The organism is Pseudoxanthomonas taiwanensis (assembly GCF_010093135.1).
Classification (GTDB): domain Bacteria; phylum Pseudomonadota; class Gammaproteobacteria; order Xanthomonadales; family Xanthomonadaceae; genus Pseudoxanthomonas; species Pseudoxanthomonas taiwanensis.
The window spans coordinates 54189-69905 of sequence record NZ_PDWK01000005.1; the positions used below are offsets into that span (position 1 = coordinate 54189).

The 15717-nt window shown below is 65.4% G+C and carries 12 protein-coding genes and 1 pseudogene; 7 read left to right on the plus strand and 6 right to left on the minus strand.

The features are described 5' to 3' along the window. From guaB to CR938_RS02070, 5 genes are all read left to right on the plus strand, one after another. Positions 1–1461 (plus strand): IMP dehydrogenase, encoded by a 1461-nt coding sequence (guaB, locus tag CR938_RS02050; protein ID WP_162123417.1) that lies wholly within the window; start codon positions 1–3, stop codon positions 1459–1461. Between the two features lie 136 nt (positions 1462–1597). Beyond that, positions 1598–3166: a glutamine-hydrolyzing GMP synthase gene (gene guaA, locus CR938_RS02055; protein WP_162123418.1), complete on the plus strand. Its 1569-nt coding sequence runs from the start codon at positions 1598–1600 to the stop codon at positions 3164–3166. A gap of 190 nt (positions 3167–3356) precedes the next feature. Further along, the gene (locus tag CR938_RS02060; RefSeq protein ID WP_162123419.1) at positions 3357–3611 is read left to right on the plus strand and encodes a FitA-like ribbon-helix-helix domain-containing protein; all 255 of its coding nucleotides are present in this window, start codon (positions 3357–3359) and stop codon (positions 3609–3611) included. Continuing rightward, positions 3608–4027: a type II toxin-antitoxin system VapC family toxin gene (locus CR938_RS02065; RefSeq protein ID WP_162123420.1), complete on the plus strand. Its 420-nt coding sequence runs from the start codon at positions 3608–3610 to the stop codon at positions 4025–4027. Before CR938_RS02060 ends, CR938_RS02065 begins: the two co-directional genes overlap by 4 nt. Positions 4028–4033: 6 nt before the next feature. Then, positions 4034–4363: a hypothetical protein gene (locus CR938_RS02070; RefSeq protein ID WP_162123421.1), complete on the plus strand. Its 330-nt coding sequence runs from the start codon at positions 4034–4036 to the stop codon at positions 4361–4363. Positions 4364–4423: 60 nt separating this feature from the next. Here the strand turns inward: CR938_RS02070 and CR938_RS02075 are convergent, their stop codons facing one another. From CR938_RS02075 to CR938_RS02100, 6 genes are read right to left on the minus strand one after another with little or no spacing between them, the layout of a single operon-like run. Further along, complete coding sequence (locus tag CR938_RS02075; protein WP_211365152.1) at positions 4424–5086, minus strand: M48 family metallopeptidase; 663 nt, start codon at positions 5084–5086, stop codon at positions 4424–4426. Between the two features lie 55 nt (positions 5087–5141). After that, a complete protein-coding gene (locus tag CR938_RS02080) occupies positions 5142–8459 on the minus strand; it encodes a type I restriction endonuclease subunit R (protein WP_162123423.1) in 3318 nt (1105 codons plus the stop codon). A gap of 52 nt (positions 8460–8511) precedes the next feature. Then, positions 8512–10194 carry an ATP-binding protein gene (locus CR938_RS02085; protein ID WP_162123424.1) on the minus strand — a complete coding sequence of 561 codons (1683 nt, stop codon included), beginning with the start codon at positions 10192–10194 and terminating at the stop codon, positions 8512–8514. Further along, on the minus strand, positions 10191–11492 hold the full coding sequence (locus tag CR938_RS02090; RefSeq protein WP_162123425.1) for a restriction endonuclease subunit S: 1302 nt from the start codon (positions 11490–11492) through the stop codon (positions 10191–10193). The genes CR938_RS02085 and CR938_RS02090 overlap by 4 nt, the downstream gene beginning before the upstream one ends. 1 nt (position 11493) lies before the next feature. Then, entirely contained in the window at positions 11494–13992 is a 2499-nt protein-coding gene (locus CR938_RS02095; protein WP_162123426.1) for a type I restriction-modification system subunit M, read from the minus strand. Positions 13993–14032: 40 nt separating this feature from the next. Continuing rightward, positions 14033–14926, minus strand: coding sequence for a BrxR family helix-turn-helix transcriptional regulator (locus CR938_RS02100; RefSeq protein WP_162123427.1), 894 nt, complete (start codon positions 14924–14926; stop codon positions 14033–14035). A gap of 373 nt (positions 14927–15299) precedes the next feature. On the opposite strand from CR938_RS02100, the gene CR938_RS02105 reads away from it, so the two are divergent. Next, a complete protein-coding gene (locus CR938_RS02105; protein ID WP_162123377.1) occupies positions 15300–15470 on the plus strand; it encodes a hypothetical protein in 171 nt (56 codons plus the stop codon). 124 nt (positions 15471–15594) lie between these two features. Continuing rightward, a pseudogene (locus tag CR938_RS02110) lies at positions 15595–15717 on the plus strand (IS5/IS1182 family transposase); the annotation flags it as partial.

Sequence of the window (15717 nt, forward strand, 5' to 3'; positions counted from 1 at the left end):
ATGCTGCGCATCCAGGCCGAAGCACTCACCTACGACGACGTCTCGCTCGTTCCCGCCCACTCCACCGTGCTGCCGAAGGACGTGTCCCTGCGGACCCGCCTGACGCGCGAGCTGTACATCAACCTGCCGATCGTCTCGGCGGCGATGGACACGGTGACCGAGGCCCGCCTGGCCGTGGCCATGGCCCAGCTCGGCGGCATCGGCATCCTGCACAAGAACATGACCGTCGAGCAGCAGGCGGCGGAGGTGGCCAAGGTCAAGAAGTTCGAGTCCGGCGTCATCCGCGACCCGATCACGGTCCGCCCCGACACCACCATCCGGGAGGTGCTGGCGCTGACCCACGCCCAGAACATCTCCGGCGTGCCGGTGGTGGACGAGTCCGGCCAGCTGGTGGGCATCGTCACCCGCCGCGACATGCGCTTCGAGACCGAGCTGGACGACCCGGTCCGCAACATCATGACCAAGCGTGACCGCCTGGTCACGGTGCAGGAGGGCGCCAGCGACGAGGAAGTGCTGCGCCTGCTGCACAAGCACCGCATCGAGAAGGTGCTGGTGGTCAACGGCGACAACGAGCTGCGCGGCCTGATCACCGTCAAGGACATCCAGAAGAAGACCGACAACCCCAACGCCTCCAAGGACGCCGCCTCGCGCCTGCTGGTCGGCGCGGCGGTGGGCGTGGGCGGCGACACCGAGCAGCGCGTCGAGGCCCTGGTGGCCGCCGGCGTGGACGTGATCGTGGTGGACACCGCCCACGGCCATTCCCAGGGCGTGCTGGACCGCGTGGCCTGGGTCAAGAAGAACTTCCCGCAGGTGCAGGTGGTCGGCGGCAACATCGTCACCGGGGATGCCGCGCTGGCCCTGATGGACGCCGGCGCCGACGCGGTGAAGGTGGGCGTGGGCCCCGGCTCGATCTGCACCACGCGCGTGGTCGCCGGCGTGGGCGTGCCGCAGATCACCGCCATCGACATGGTGGCCGAGGCCCTGCAGGACCGCATCCCGCTGATCGCCGACGGCGGCATCCGCTACTCCGGCGACATCGGCAAGGCCATCGCCGCCGGCGCCTCCAGCGTGATGATCGGCGGCCTGTTCGCCGGCACCGACGAGTCCCCGGGCGAGATCGAGCTGTTCCAGGGCCGCAGCTACAAGAGCTACCGCGGCATGGGCTCGCTGGGCGCGATGGAGAAGGGCTCCAAGGACCGCTACTTCCAGGACGCCTCCGACGCCGACAAGCTGGTGCCGGAAGGCATCGAGGGCCGGGTGCCGCTGCGCGGCCCGCTGGCCAACGTCGTCCACCAGCTGGTCGGCGGCCTGCGCGCCACCATGGGCTACGTGGGCTGCGCCACCATCGAGGAGATGCGCAAGAAGCCGCGCTTCGTGGTGATCACCGGCGCCGGCCAGCGCGAGAGCCACGTGCACGACGTGCAGATCACCAAGGAACCGCCCAACTACCGCATGGGCTGAGCGGCCACCCCTCGCGGGGGCAAGGCCCCGCGCGCGCCGCCAGCGCCCGGCCACGGCAGCGGCCGGGCAGGGCACCCGCAGGCTCCCACACACCCGCCACACAATCCGATCCAACACCGCCGAGCGCCGGCCGCCGATGACCGACATCCACAGCGACAAGATCCTCATCCTCGACTTCGGCGCGCAGTACACCCAGCTGATCGCCCGGCGCATCCGCGAGATCGGCGTGTACTGCGAGATCTGGGCCTGGGACCACGACCCGGCCGAGATCGCGGCCTTCGGCGCCCGGGGCATCATCCTCTCCGGCGGCCCGGAATCCACCACCCGGCCCGGCTCGCCGCGCGCGCCGCAGGAGGTGTTCGACGCCGGCGTGCCGATCCTGGGCATCTGCTACGGCATGCAGACCATGGCTGTGCAGCTGGGCGGCGCCACCGAGGCCGCGGACCAGCGCGAGTTCGGCCACGCCGAGGTGCAGCTGGTGGCGGCCGACCGCCTGTTCGAGGGGCTGAAGGACCATCCGGGCTCGCCGCCGCGCCTGGACGTGTGGATGAGCCACGGCGACCACGTCTCCGTGTGCCCGCCGGGCTTCACCGTCACCGCGAAGACCGACCGCATCCCGATCGCCGCCTTCGCCGACGACAATCGCCGCTGGTACGGCGTGCAGTTCCACCCGGAGGTGACCCACACCAAGCAGGGCACCGCGCTGCTGCGCCGCTTCGTGGTGGACATCTGCGGCTGCCGCACGCTGTGGACCGCGGCCAACATCATCGAGGACCAGATCGCGCGCGTGCGCGAGCAGGTCGGCAGCGACGAGGTCATCCTCGGCCTGTCCGGCGGCGTGGATTCCTCGGTGGTGGCCGCGCTGCTGCACCGTGCGATCGGCGACCAGCTCACCTGCGTGTTCGTCGACACCGGCCTGTTGCGCTGGCAGGAAGGCGACCAGGTCATGGCCACCTTCGCCGAGCACCTCGGCGTGAAGGTGATCCGCGTGGACGCCGCCGACCGCTACTTCAGGGCGCTCGAGGGCGTGGCCGACCCGGAGGCCAAGCGCAAGATCATCGGCAACCTGTTCGTCGAGATCTTCGAGGAGGAATCGGCGAAGCTGCGCAACGCGCGCTGGCTGGCGCAGGGCACCATCTACCCGGACGTGATCGAATCGGCCGGCAGCAAGACCGGCAAGGCCCACGTCATCAAGAGCCACCACAACGTCGGTGGCCTGCCGGCGCACATGAAGCTGGGCCTGGTCGAGCCGCTGCGCGAGCTGTTCAAGGACGAGGTGCGGCGCCTGGGCGTCGAACTCGGCCTGCCGCGGGAGATGGTGTACCGCCACCCGTTCCCCGGCCCGGGCCTGGGTGTGCGCGTGCTGGGCGAGGTCAGGCGCGAGTACGTCGAGCTGCTCGCCCGCGCCGACCACATCTTCATCGAGGAACTGCGCAAGGCCGGCCTGTATGACAAGGTCAGCCAGGCCTTCGCCGTGTTCCTGCCGGTCAAGTCGGTGGGCGTGGTGGGCGACGCGCGCGCCTACGAGTGGGTGATCGCCCTGCGCGCGGTGGAGACCGTGGACTTCATGACCGCGCACTGGGCGCACCTGCCATACGACTTCCTGGGCCGGGTCTCCAACCGCATCATCAACGAACTGCGCGGCGTCTCCCGCGTGGTCTACGACATCTCCGGCAAGCCGCCGGCGACGATCGAGTGGGAGTGATTCCGCGTCCGGCAGCGGCCGGCAGGATCAGGCACCAGAAACAGCTAAGCCCGCGTCACTGCGGGCTTTTTTTGAGCTTCTTGGCCGGCCCGGAGAAGAGGGAGGCCCTGAGGGTACCGTAGCGGGTTGTGGTAGCATTGCAGTCATTTTGATATATTTGCTGTCAACACCCTGATGGAGGTGTTTGGTCATGGCTGTCCTGACGATCAGAAATGTGCCTGAAGACGTGCACCGGGCCTTGCGGGTGCGGGCCGCGCAGCATGGCCGCAGCACGGAGGCCGAGGTGCGCGAGATCCTGGCGGCGGCGGTCAAGCCCGAAAGCCGCGTGCGCATGGGCGATGCCCTGGCTGCCATCGGGCGGAAGATTGGCTTGACCGACGAAGACTTTGCCGATCTTGAGAGTGTCCGCGACAGGACGCCCGCCGAGCCGCCGAGGTTCGAATGATCGTCCTCGATACCAACGTCGTATCCGAGGCGATGAAGCCGGCGCCCAACGCAGTGGTCGTGGCGTGGCTGAATGACCAGGCGGCGGAGACTCTATACATCACCAGCGTCACGCTGGCTGAGCTGCTGTTCGGCATCCAGGCACTGCCGCAGGGCAGGCGCAGGGACCTGCTGGATGGCGCGCTCAACGCGCTGCTGGAGCTGTTCAGGGATCGCGTGCTGTCCTTCGACACGGAGGCAGCGCTGTGCTACGCAGAGCTGGCCGTGGCGGCCAGGAATGGAGGGCGTGGCTTCCCGACGCCGGATGGCTACATCGCCGCCATCGCTGCATCGCGGGGCTTCATCGTGGCGTCACGCGATACCGCGCCCTTCGAGGCGGCTGGGGTGGCGGTCATCAATCCGTGGGACGGATCGTAAGCCGAAATGCCTGCGACGCTGGATATCAGGCCAGGCCCTGCCAAGGGAACGAATGTGATTCACGCTGGATGTAACCAGGCGGCGTCGTTGCGGCAGCTTGGTTCGATAACTGACAAGAAGCTGGACAGGAAGAACATGAGTGTCACTCGACACCGTAGTCATCGGGCAGTCGCGCTCGCGAGGAGGGCGATTCACTACGCCATCCCCAGCGGCACGCTGTCGCACCGGCAGAAGGAGCGACACGTGGTGTCGCGCTGGTCGGTGGGCAAACGACAGCAGCCGGCCACGGCGCCGCACAGCCGGCGCTCGACCGCGAACTCCGGGCGCAAGCGCTAGGCGGACACAGGAGTGGGGTAGAAGCGGCTTTGCGGCAAAGCGGACGACGCGGCGTCGTTCTCAGATCCCTTCGACATCGATTCCGTGCTCGGCCAGCCAGGCCTTGCGGTGCGCGTAGTCCGGCATGGCGCGCTCGACGCGCAACCAGAACGAAGGGGTGTGGTGCGGCTCGTGCAAGTGGGCGATCTCGTGCACCAGCACGTACTCGGCGATGCGCGCCGGCAGCAGGATCGTCTTCCAATGGAAGTACAGCCAGTCGCCCTTGCCACACGATCCCCAGCGGTAGCCCAGGTCCTGCACCTTCACGCCGGCCGGGGACACCTCCATGCGTGACTGGTACTCGGCAGCGCGGCTGGACAGCCAGGCCTTGGCACGCTCGCAGTACCAACGGATGAAGTGCTCGCGCGCGACGGACAAAGCGTCCCGGCGCAAGCAGAAGCGGCCCGCCGTCAGTTTGAGCGGAACGTCCTGCTGGCCCACCAGTTTGAGCCGATGGCTGCGCCCGAGGTACAGGAAGCCCTCGCCGTCCACGAACTGCTTGCGCGGCAGCCGACGCCGCAGGCGGTCCTTCTCGGCCAGCTTGGTATAGATCCAGAAGCGCTTTTCCAACACGAAGGCGCGCAGCGCGGACTCGTCCACTTCGGGCGGTGCCGACAGCACCAGCGCGCCGTCGCGCTCCACGGTGATCTGCATCGTCTTGCGGCGCGTGCTGCGTCGGAGCACGAAGCACAGGTCATCCACCTGAAGGCTGGGCGATTTCACAGGTGCCAGCATCGGTTCATACCTGCACCAGTTTGTCGTGGTTGGCGCGGGCCTGCTCCATCAGCTTGTCGGCCAGCACGCCCGCCTTGTCGATGTCCACCAGTGGCGGTCGCAGCCGCATCAGGTGATCGAACAAGTATCCATTCAGCTCGTCCTGTGCAGCGCGCTTGTGGGGGCTCCAGATGCCCCGGTTGCTCTGCAGCTCCTGCACGAGGAGGTCCACCAGTTCCACGGTCACGTCCTTCAGCCGCAGCAGTTCGGCCGACGTGGGCGCTCGCCCGGCACAGACCACGTCCAGCACCGTGCGCAGGAACGGCGCGCAATGCTCCGGCAGGTCGCCGGGCACATCGACAGCCCCCGCCGTGCCCGTGCGCAGTTCGTCGATGATCTTCTGCAGCTGCGCGATGACCTCGTTCCACTGCTCACCCAGGGACTTGAGAATCTCGTTCAGCCGCTCGGAGAGCTTGCGGTACAGCACCGGGTCCTCGTCCGCATGTTTGCGGATGTGCGAGCGGATCGCATGCTCCATTTCCGAGGCTTTGGCGCGATCATTGGCCGCGCGAGCCAGGTGGGTATCGAACTCGGCGTCGGTCAGCTGGATCGGCGGAATCTTGGGGTCGATGCCCAGCGAGATCACGTGGTCGTCGATCAGCTTCCGCACCTTGGCGCCGACGTCCTTGCCGAGAACCGGCGTGTCCTTGTAGCGGTTGCGTGCCCGCGCGTAGATGTAGGCCAGTCGTTTGGCGTCGCCCGAGTACGGCAGCCCCTCCGGGCGCGGCAGCACCGTGTCCAGCGATGCCAGGAAGGCTTTGAGCTTGACCGCAAACTCGGCCCGCAGCCTCTCGCTGCCCAGCACCTCGACGCAGGCCTCGGTATCATCCAGCGACTCGATGCCCCGCTGGCGGAACAGGTCCACCACGCGCAGGTGCCGGTCGCGCAGCACCGGGATTTCATCCTTCAGGCTGGCCAACGCGCCTTCCACGTCTTCGTCGGCGTAGGCAGCGAGGGCTTCCTTCAGGTGCTGCGCCACGCCGTAGTAGTCCACCACGATGCCGCAGCGCTTGCCGAAGCCGGTGCGGTTGACGCGGGCGATGGCCTGCAGCAGCTCGGCTTCCCGGATCGGCCGATCCAGATACATGACGCCCTCGATGGGCGCATCGAAGCCGGTGAGCAGCATCGACTTCACCACCAGGAAGGCCAGCGGGTCGGCCTTGGCCGGGTCGGCGTGGAACAGTGGCTTCTTGAAGCGCTTGATCAGTTGCTCATGCCGGGCGGAATCGGTCCACACCTTCCACGCCGGATCGTCGTTGTTGCTGCCCGAGATGATGGGCGCGAACTCGAGGCGCGCCAGCGTGTCGCGGTAGCGCCAGGCCTGCACCAACGCCTGAACCTTGGGCGGGCGCTGGCACAGGGCCTCGTCGTCCAGCGCCTTGTCCTGCGGACTCAGGCGCTCGGCCTCGGCCAGCAGCTCGTCGCGCGCGGTCTTCAGCGCCTCGAAGTATCGGATCGCCGCCAGCCGGCTGTAGGCGACGACCTGGGCCTTGTAGCCATTGGGCAGGATGTTGGTCACGTAGTGGCGCAGCATGTCGCGCGCCTTGTCGGCGATCAGCGCCGGAGCTTCGAAGATATGGCCCTTGGTGGCGTACTTCCGCTTGATCGCCTCCAGCTCCTCGGGCGTGTGCTGGCGGAACAGGTCCTCAAACAGCTCGTCCAGGCTGGCGTCGTCCTTGACCGCACCCTTGGCGGTGCGACCCTCGTACAGCACCGGCACCGTGGCGCCGTCGGCCTCGGCTTCCTTGATGGTGTAGCGGTCGATGAACTCGCCAAAGATCTCATGGGTGCGCTTCTTCTCGCCCATGATGATCGGCGTGCCGGTGAAGCCGATGCGCGCGCAGTTGGGCAGCCCGGCCAGCAGGTTGGCGTGCAGGTCGCCGGACTGGGTGCGGTGGGCTTCGTCCACCAGCACGAGGATGCTGTCGTCCTCGTTCAGCACTTCGAACTCTTCACCGGACTTGTAGCTGACCTTAGGCTCGGCCACCTTGGGCAGGTCGTCGGCCGTCAGGGGGGCATCGTCCGTCGTGTCGGTGTCGCGGTACTTCTGGATGGTGGCGAAGATCAGGCCCGGTCCCTTGCGCCGCGCCAGCGCCTTCACGCCGGCCGTGCTTTCGGCTACCTCCACCACCTCGCCGGTCAGGGTGGCGGTTTCCGAAAGCTGGCGCTGCAGGTCCTTGCGGTCGGTGACGACGATGACCTTGAAGCGCCGCAGTTGCGCATCTGCGCGCATCTTGCGCACCAGGAATACCATCGTCAGGCTCTTGCCCGAGCCCTGGGTGTGCCAGATGATGCCGCCGCGCTGGTCGTGTTCGCCGTGCTGCAGACGCGTCTTGCCGGTCCTGAGCCGGGCAAGGGCGCGGTTGACGGCCCGGTACTGCTGGTAACGGCAGACCGACTTGATGGTTTGGCCACCCACCTGCATGAACAGCAGAAAGTTCTTGATCACGTCCAGCAGGTGTGCGGGCGGCAGCAGGCCGGCGACCAGGCGCTCCTGCTCCGACAGGCTGGACCTGCCCAGCTTCTGCGCCACCTCGATCTCGCTGCCGCTGCCGTCAGGCCCGACGACGGTCTTCCACTGCGCATAGTGCTCGAAGGCCGCACCGATGCAGCCCACGCGCGCTTCGTCGAAGCTCGTCGCGATGAGCAACTGATTGGTGGCGAACAACGCCTCGTTGCCCTCGTTGTCTTCGATCTCGTAAGCGGCCTTGCGCTGGTTGCTGTAGCGGCGCAGCTGGTCCACCGCCTCGGCCAACGGCTCGGGGATGGACGGGCTCTTGCACTCCACCACCACCAGCGGGATGCCGTTCACCAGCAGTACCAGGTCGGGCACGATGAAGGCCTTGCCGCTGTTGTAGCCGGGCGGGCAATCGACGCGATACTGGTTGACGACGGTGAAGCGGTTGTTGGCTGGCGTATCCCAGTCGAAGTAGCGGATCGTCTGGCCGCGACCGCCATCCCAGCCGGGCAGGCCTTCAACGGTCAGCCCCTTGATCAGCAACTCGGTGGCCTTCTGGTTGGCCTCCATCAGCTTGTGCGTACCGAGCCGGGTGATGGCGGACACGGCTTCCGACAGGCGTGCATCGTCCAGCCAGGGCTGGCCGTCCGGGCCGGGGTTCAAAGCCCGCAGCCGCTCGCGCAGCACGCCCTCCTGGATCACTTCCGAGAAGCTGCCGCGCCCCGTCACCTTCGGGTCGTCCAGGCTGCCCTCGATATGGACCCAGCCCAGCCCCTCAAGCTGCGCTACGAACGGCTTTTCAACGTCTTCGAGCTCCCACCCCATCAACGACTCCTTTGCGGGAATTGGATGCAGCGCACGCCAATTTCATCCGTTTTCATCCGTTTTCATCCGTTTTCAATCCCCGTTCCCCCAGCCGGTAGAAGGCGCCCCGTCCTGCGCCTTCCAGCTTCAGCAGGCCGTTACCCTGCATCCGTTTCAGCAGATCCTTGGCCTGCCCCTCACTAAGGCGGCACAAATCCATCACTTCGGCACGCCGAATCTGCCCGTGCTGACGCACATAGTTGAGCACCATCTGCTCGTGCTGGATGGGGGTAAAGCCAGCCTGACGGGTATACGCGGCCTTCTCGCCCCGGCGCTGGTAGACAGCGGCCGACAGGGTATAGCTGCGCCCGCGTGCCGCACCGTGTGCCTCCACCAAACCCGCTTCGATCAATGCCTCCAGCGTGCGCTTCGCGCTCGCCGCGTCCCGCTGGATGCGGCCTGCCAGCTCGTCGGCCGTCACCCGCTTCAGCTCCCGCAGGGCCGCCAGCGCGATCAGGCTGTCGATGGGCAACTCGGCGCCGCGCCGGCGCTCCTCCTCCACCACCAGCCGGCGGAAATCCAGGTCGGCCGGTTCGGTAGGCAGGCGCACCACGACATTGTGGGCATCGGTACGGGAGTAATCCGGCGCCGGCCGGCCGAACTTGAGCATGCCGCGATAGATGGTGTCCACGCCGCGCCCGGAACGTTCGACCACCCCGATGCGCTTCATGGCATCGGCCAGTGCGCGGTTGCGGGGGCGCGGCTCGGTCACCAGCAGATTGGCCAGCGTCACCCCTTCCACCAGTCCGCCCGGGTTACTGACCACCAGGGCGTCGTCTTCCAGCCGCACATGCACCGCCCCCAGGCGGTGGTAGTCACGGTGGATCAGGGCGTTGGCCACCGCCTCACGGAAGGCCGCCATGTCCACCATCGGCACCGGCACGCGGAACAAGCCTACCTGCAGTTCTTCTTCCGGGTTGTAGGGCCGGAAATTGGTCTCCAGCCACTCCAATGCCTTCAGTAGCGGAAAACGGCGGAATTCGTTGAAGCGCACCGCCTGCTGCGCCAGCACCTGGAAAGCGAATTCGTGGGTGGGCACCCGATTACGCAGGGCACTCTCCCGCCCCAACAGCAGCAGGCCAGTCAGGGTGGGCACCCGGCTGCCGTCCGGCTCGCGAACGGTCAGCCCCAGCGCGCCGTCCAGTGCCTCATCGTCCAGCTCCAGCAGCACGCGGTCGCCTCCGTACTGTTGCACGGCCTGGCGCAGGCGCTCACGCTCCAGCGGGTCCAGGTCGGCCAGCGTGGCACCCGCCACCGGCAGCGCGGACACATCGACCAGCCCCAGGGTACTGGCACGGCTTTCGCGCTCGTGGGGCAGCATGGGCACGCATTCCGGCTGCCCGTCGTGCCGTATCCGGCGCCGCAGATACACGCCACCCGAGGTCGCGACCACAGACCGCGCCTTGGGGACGGCGATACGGGCGACGGATACGCCATCCACTTCCAAGGCCTGCACCGTCACGTTGACCGAAGGGGAGGTCCGTGCTGCCACCAGGCCGGGCAGGCCATCGAGCATTTGGTGCTCCGCATGCAATCCCGTGGGCGTGCCGTCATCTTCAACACCCAGCCACAGCTCGCCGCCCTCTGCATTGGCAAGGCAGACGATGGCCTCGACCAGCTCGTTGTCCGACAGGCGCTTGCGGTCGCTCTTGAATTCGACCGTCAAGGATTCGGCAGGTGGCAGTCTGGGCGTCATGCGTGTTGTGCCTCCTGCAGCAGAGGGGTGACGCGGACACGGCCGGTGAGGAGGTCGTCCATGAGAGCGGTTTTCAGTTGCCGACTCTTCTCAAGGCAGATTTGCTCCATATCCAATATTCCATCAAGCCGATTAAGCCTGTCCGCAATCTCCCTTTGCTCTTCTAGCTTTGGGAAGGATGCGGGCAGAGCACCAAGTTGACCCTGATTCACTGAGGGAAGCGCGCCGTCCTGAACAATTTTTCCAAAATCTATGGTTTGCAAAAACCAATACAGCCAGGTTGAATGGACCTCGTCGCCTCCCGTCGCAACCATCATGTTGTTATCAACAAGCGAATCCTGCGCCAATAATCGCCGGCGATTCATGAGCAAAGCCGCACCCACCTTCGCGAATGCGACACCACCTTCAGGCAACAGCTTCCAGCCTTGTTTTCGAGCCAGCTCACGGGATACATAATTGTTGGCAACTCGCAGATCTCGTTCATTTCCCGGATTCGATTGATCGCTTACCTTGAAGAACGGCACCTCACCTTCAGACTGCCCCTGACACCTTTCAGGGAATGCATACCCTCCAAAGAATTCAACTTTGGCTCCTAGATATGCCTGTTCCCACTCCTTAGGAATCCACCCCAGCGGCGACGGCTTGTAGAGATGCGGCGTCTCGGATTGGGGCGGGCGCAGTTCGCCGTTGTCGTCGATGCCGCGCGTCAGCAGGTCGTGCAGCAGGCCCTGCTTGACGGCCTTGAGCTTGGCGATGATCGCCTCGGTTTCGTGGATGGCGGTGTCGAGGGTGTCGAGGATTTGAGCGATCGCGCGTTGCTCACTAAAACTCGGCAATGGGACTTCGTGCGCTCGAACGGTTGCGCCATTAATGTTGGCTTGTGTGGTCTGACCGGAGTGCTTTAGCCAGTGCGGCCTAATGTACTCAAGGTGGTGGTGCAGGTAGTCGGAATTGCAAGCAAAGGGCGGCACCAACGCGCACAGCGCTTGATTCCCTGCCATCTCGACTGCCGCAATTTTTGTTAGCCCGATCGTTCCATACATGGAGACGAATATGGTTCCTGCAGGATACCTTTTGGCGGCTGACTCCTTAAGGGCGGCGTCTGAAATCGCCAACTCGCAGTCATCGATGAACTTCGTTCTTGCGCGCGTGAGGTCCTCCGTCTTTGCGAAAGGAAGACCACCGAACTCAACGTAATACCGTCGGCTACCAGACGTTGGTGTTCCACCGCTCGTCACTTGGAAACAGAGCTGCTCGAGCGTTTGGGAGGTCCAGTCGTGCGGGTAGTTGGGTCGCATCTCAGACATACCCCAACCCCTTCAAGAACCCCTGCAACGCCTTCGCCGCCGTATCTCGCTTGCCCTCGATCTCGGTCAGCGTTACCCGGTACTTGTCCCACCAGTTCTCGAACGCGGCGATGATGGCCTTGCGCTGGGCGGCGATATAGCGCTCGACGATGGCGCGCATGTCGTCGTGCAGGATAGTCAGCAGCAGCTCGGCGGCCTGCTCGGGTGACAGGCCATCGACGGCGGTGTTGAGATGCGCAGCGAAGCTGTCCTTCTTCGTCTTGAGCTGCTTCTTGACTGTAGCGAGTTCCTTCTTCCAGGCCTTGAGCTGAGCTTCGTCGACGGCGTTCTCGTCGTCGGCCTCATCCTCCGCTTCGGCAGCTTCGCCATCCTCGCCGTCGGCATCCTTGGCGGACCTGGGATCAGCCGCCTTGATCTGGCTGTCCAGTTCGGCCTTCCTGGCCTCCAGTTCGTTGATGGCCTCCACGAAGTCGCCCATCAGGAACTTGACCAGCTTGTGCTCCAGCGGGTTGGACTTCTTCTTTGTTTCCTCGTCTTTCAGCTCACTCAGGATGGTGTCGCGCCAGCCGCGAATCAGGCCCAGGGGGCCGCGCGCCATGATGGCCTTGAAATCGTTGAGGTTGTCGTACCAGAAACCGGCGCTGATGCCACGCACCTGGAAGGCGTCCAGCAGCCTGGTGGGCGTGAGCGCTTCGGCGAAGCTGGCGAGCAGCTCTTCGCGCGTGGTCACCAGGCTCGTTTGCCCGTGCAAGGCCGTGATGCGGCCGCTGTGCGCCTGCCACCATTGCTCAAAGGCTTCACGGATGGCGGCTTCCCTGGCCTTGATGCCGGCGTTGTCTTCGATGGCGGGCTTGAGGTCCTGGCGCCTGGTCAGTTCGGGCTTGAAGTCGAAGTACTTCGCATCGCGCTCGACGAACAGATCCAGCGGGTCCAGCCCGTGGGCCTGGAACAGCGCGGCCTTGTCGGCCACTTCGGCCTTGGGCACGCCACCAACCAGATGCGCGCGCACGTCGTGCGGCTCGGGCGGCGGGGCGTTGTCGGCGTAGCGGCGGATGTTGAGGTTGTAGTCGTTGGCCTTGAGCGTGGCGTTGTCGACGATGGCCGAAAAGCCGGGCACTTCCCTGAATTCGTCGAAAGTGGTGACGATCTTCTCGATGTGCTCGGGCAGCAGGAAGTTCTGCGCCCGGCCTTCGAAGTACTCGCGGTCGGCATTGATGAACAGCACCTTGCCCTGGCGTTCCTTCGGCTTGCCGCTGACCCGCTGTGCGCCGTTCTGCACCTGCTGGCGCAGCACCAGGATGCAGGCGGGGATGCCGGTGCCGTAGAACAGGTTGGGGGCAAGGCCGATCACCGCTTCGAGCAAGTCTTCCTCGATGATGCCCGCGCGGATGGTCTTTTCTTCACCCCCACGGAACAGCACGCCGTGCGGCATGACGGTGGCGATCATGCCGCCGTCGCGGGTGACGGCGATCATGTGCTGCAGGAACATCAGGTCGGCCTTCTTGGCACCCAGCGGCACCTGGCCGAAGCGGAAGCGCTCGGGGAACTTCGGCGCCCAGGCGGGCGTGCCGTCGGCGTTCTTCTCGGTGTTGCCCCAGTTGATGGAGAACGGCGGATTGGTGAGCACGCGGTCGAAGCGCCTCAGCTCGCCGCCCTCGACGTGCTGCGGCTCGGCCAGGGTGTCCTCGTTCTGCAGGTCGGCGGTGCTGATGCCGTGCAGCAGCATGTTCATCTTGGCGATGGACCACACCGTGCCGTTGAACTCCTGGCCGAAGAGATTGGCCTTGCGCCCATCGCCTCCGTGCTCATCGATGTATTCCTTGGACAGAATCAACATGCCGCCGGACCCAACACATGGGTCATAGATGTCGTGATCTTGCTGTGGTTTGATGAGCTGAACCATCATCCGCACCACCGAACGCGGCGTGTAGAACTCGCCGCCCTTCTTGCCGGCCGAGTCGGCGAACTCGCCGATCAGGTATTCGTAGGCCGCGCCCAGCAGGTCGGGGAACTCGAAGTCTTCGTTGCGCAGGCGATACTTGCCGAAGTGCGTGATCAGCTGGCGCAGCTTGATGTCGGGGATCTTGCTCTGGCCGACCTTGCGGGTGAAATCGATGTGCTCCAGCACTCCATCCAGGCTGACGTTGACACTCTCGAGACCCGCCAGCGCCTTGTTGAGGTAGTCGCCGACGTTCTGGTGAGCCTCGTTGAGCAGAAACTCGTAACGCGACTGCGGCGGCACCCAGAATGAGTCCTCCTTCTTGTACCAGCGCGGGTTCTCTGCGGACGCCCGGGCTTCGGCTTCGGTCTTGCCGTTGGCCAGTTCGAGCTGGATGACTTCCTCGCGGCGCTGTTCGAAGACGTCCGAGCAGCGCTTGAGGAACAGCATTCCGAAGATGTACTCCTTGAACTCGGAGGCATCCATCTTGCCGCGCAGGATGTCGGCGGCTTTGAAGAGGTGGCGCTCCAGTTGGGGCAGGGTCAATGGCATGGTTTATCTTCACAGATTTGTCATGGCTTGCCTTCCAGATTCAGTCGTTCCGGATAGGCGGCTTATTCGTGGACGTGGTTCGCTTCATGCCCGTCACTTCCCGGTTCAGCAATACGATCTGCTGGTCCGCCGGGGTCCGGGTGAACGGGTCAGTGTCCAGCCCGAGACGCTTGAGCGTGTAGTAGAGCAGGGCCTTGCGGACGGTGACGTTGCACTTGCCGTTGCGCATGCCGTAGTCCAGCGCCACCACTTTCTTCTGTGCTTCAGACAGTCCCGGGTGCGGGCCGATTTCCAGTGTCACCATGGTGTGCCAGTCGGCATCCTGGCCGCGATCCACATCACTGGGGCGGCTATCCCGGATGCCGAGGATGCGCGCCAGCAGGAAGTCCTTGAAGCATTGGTCGGTGAAGCACCAGGCCCGCGCGTGCCAGCGGAAACCATCGAACGCGATGGCATGGGGCGCGATCCAGCGCCAGCGTGGGGCAGGGTAGGAAAGGGACTGGTACTCGACTTCCAGCGCCTGCCTGGTACGGATCGCTTCGATGACACGGCGCAGCGTGTGGGCATCGATGCCACGGACAGGGCTGGGGACCGTGTCGAAGGCCGGCAGCCGGCCGATCCAGGTTTCCTCCTGCGTGGTGATGCCGTCGGAGATCGACCGCAGCTGGGACAGGTAGCTGGCCGGGTCCGGTTTCAGGAACAGGGGTGCGAAGCGGTCGCCGCGGACGTAGGCGCGGGCGCTCTTGTCGTAGAGCATGTTGCCCGGCGCCATGCCGAGGTAGCGGTTCAGGTCGGTGGATGCCTGGTTGATCGAGATCCCGAAGGCGGCCATCAGGTCGCTGCGGTTGACATGGCCTTCCCAGAAGAGCCGGAACTCGATGAATTCGAGCCGGCGCTCGATGCCCCACCGGACGCTGTCCTGCGTCGCCCCCACCTTGACACTCCGGCATCATGACCCGCATCGAAATTGCATTCGACCAGTTTCTGTGCGGTTTGTGAAGAGGGGCAGGAAGGCGTGGCGCCCTGCAGGGGCCGCGTGCAGGCGGCGCCCAGGGGCGTGTCCGGTACCGGCGTCCTGCGCAATGCCCGGCAAGCGTCCTGGATGGCGTCCGGACACCCCTGAGCGCAGGGCCGGACACGAAGGGGTTCAGTCTGGCCGCCTCCAGCCCCACAGGCGTATAGTGGTGACCCTCGCCGCCCCGGCCGCGCCTGCCGGCCCCGCGCCCAGGCTCACGCCCGCACGGGGTGAGCGTCAACGGCCCGCCGTCGCGCGGGCCATGGTTTTCCCGTTCCAGGTGGTAGATCCCATGCTCCTGTCGATGGAGTGGTTCCCGGTCGTGTTCCTGACGCTCAAGGTGCTGATCCTGGGCGTGGGCATGTTCTTCGCCATCAAGTGGCACTACGACAAGGGCAAGAAGGCCAGGGCCGCGGCCGGGAAGGGGACGCAGGAAAGGCATACTCCCGACTCCCGGGGCTGACCGGCAGCCCGGTCAGGCTGGCGTCATGCCAGCTCCGCCTCCGCCTCCTGGATCTCCTTAAGGAAGGTCTGAACAACTCCGCCCGATTGCGCGACAATGCCTCACCGTGATCGGGGTGAGTGCGATGCAGCTGTCGTTCGGTGATGCCGAGGGTCTGGGGAGCCGCAAGCGCACGCGGCGCGAGGTGTTTTTGGCGGAGATGGAGCAGGTGGTGCCGTGGCAGGCGCTGCTGGGTCTGATCGAGCCG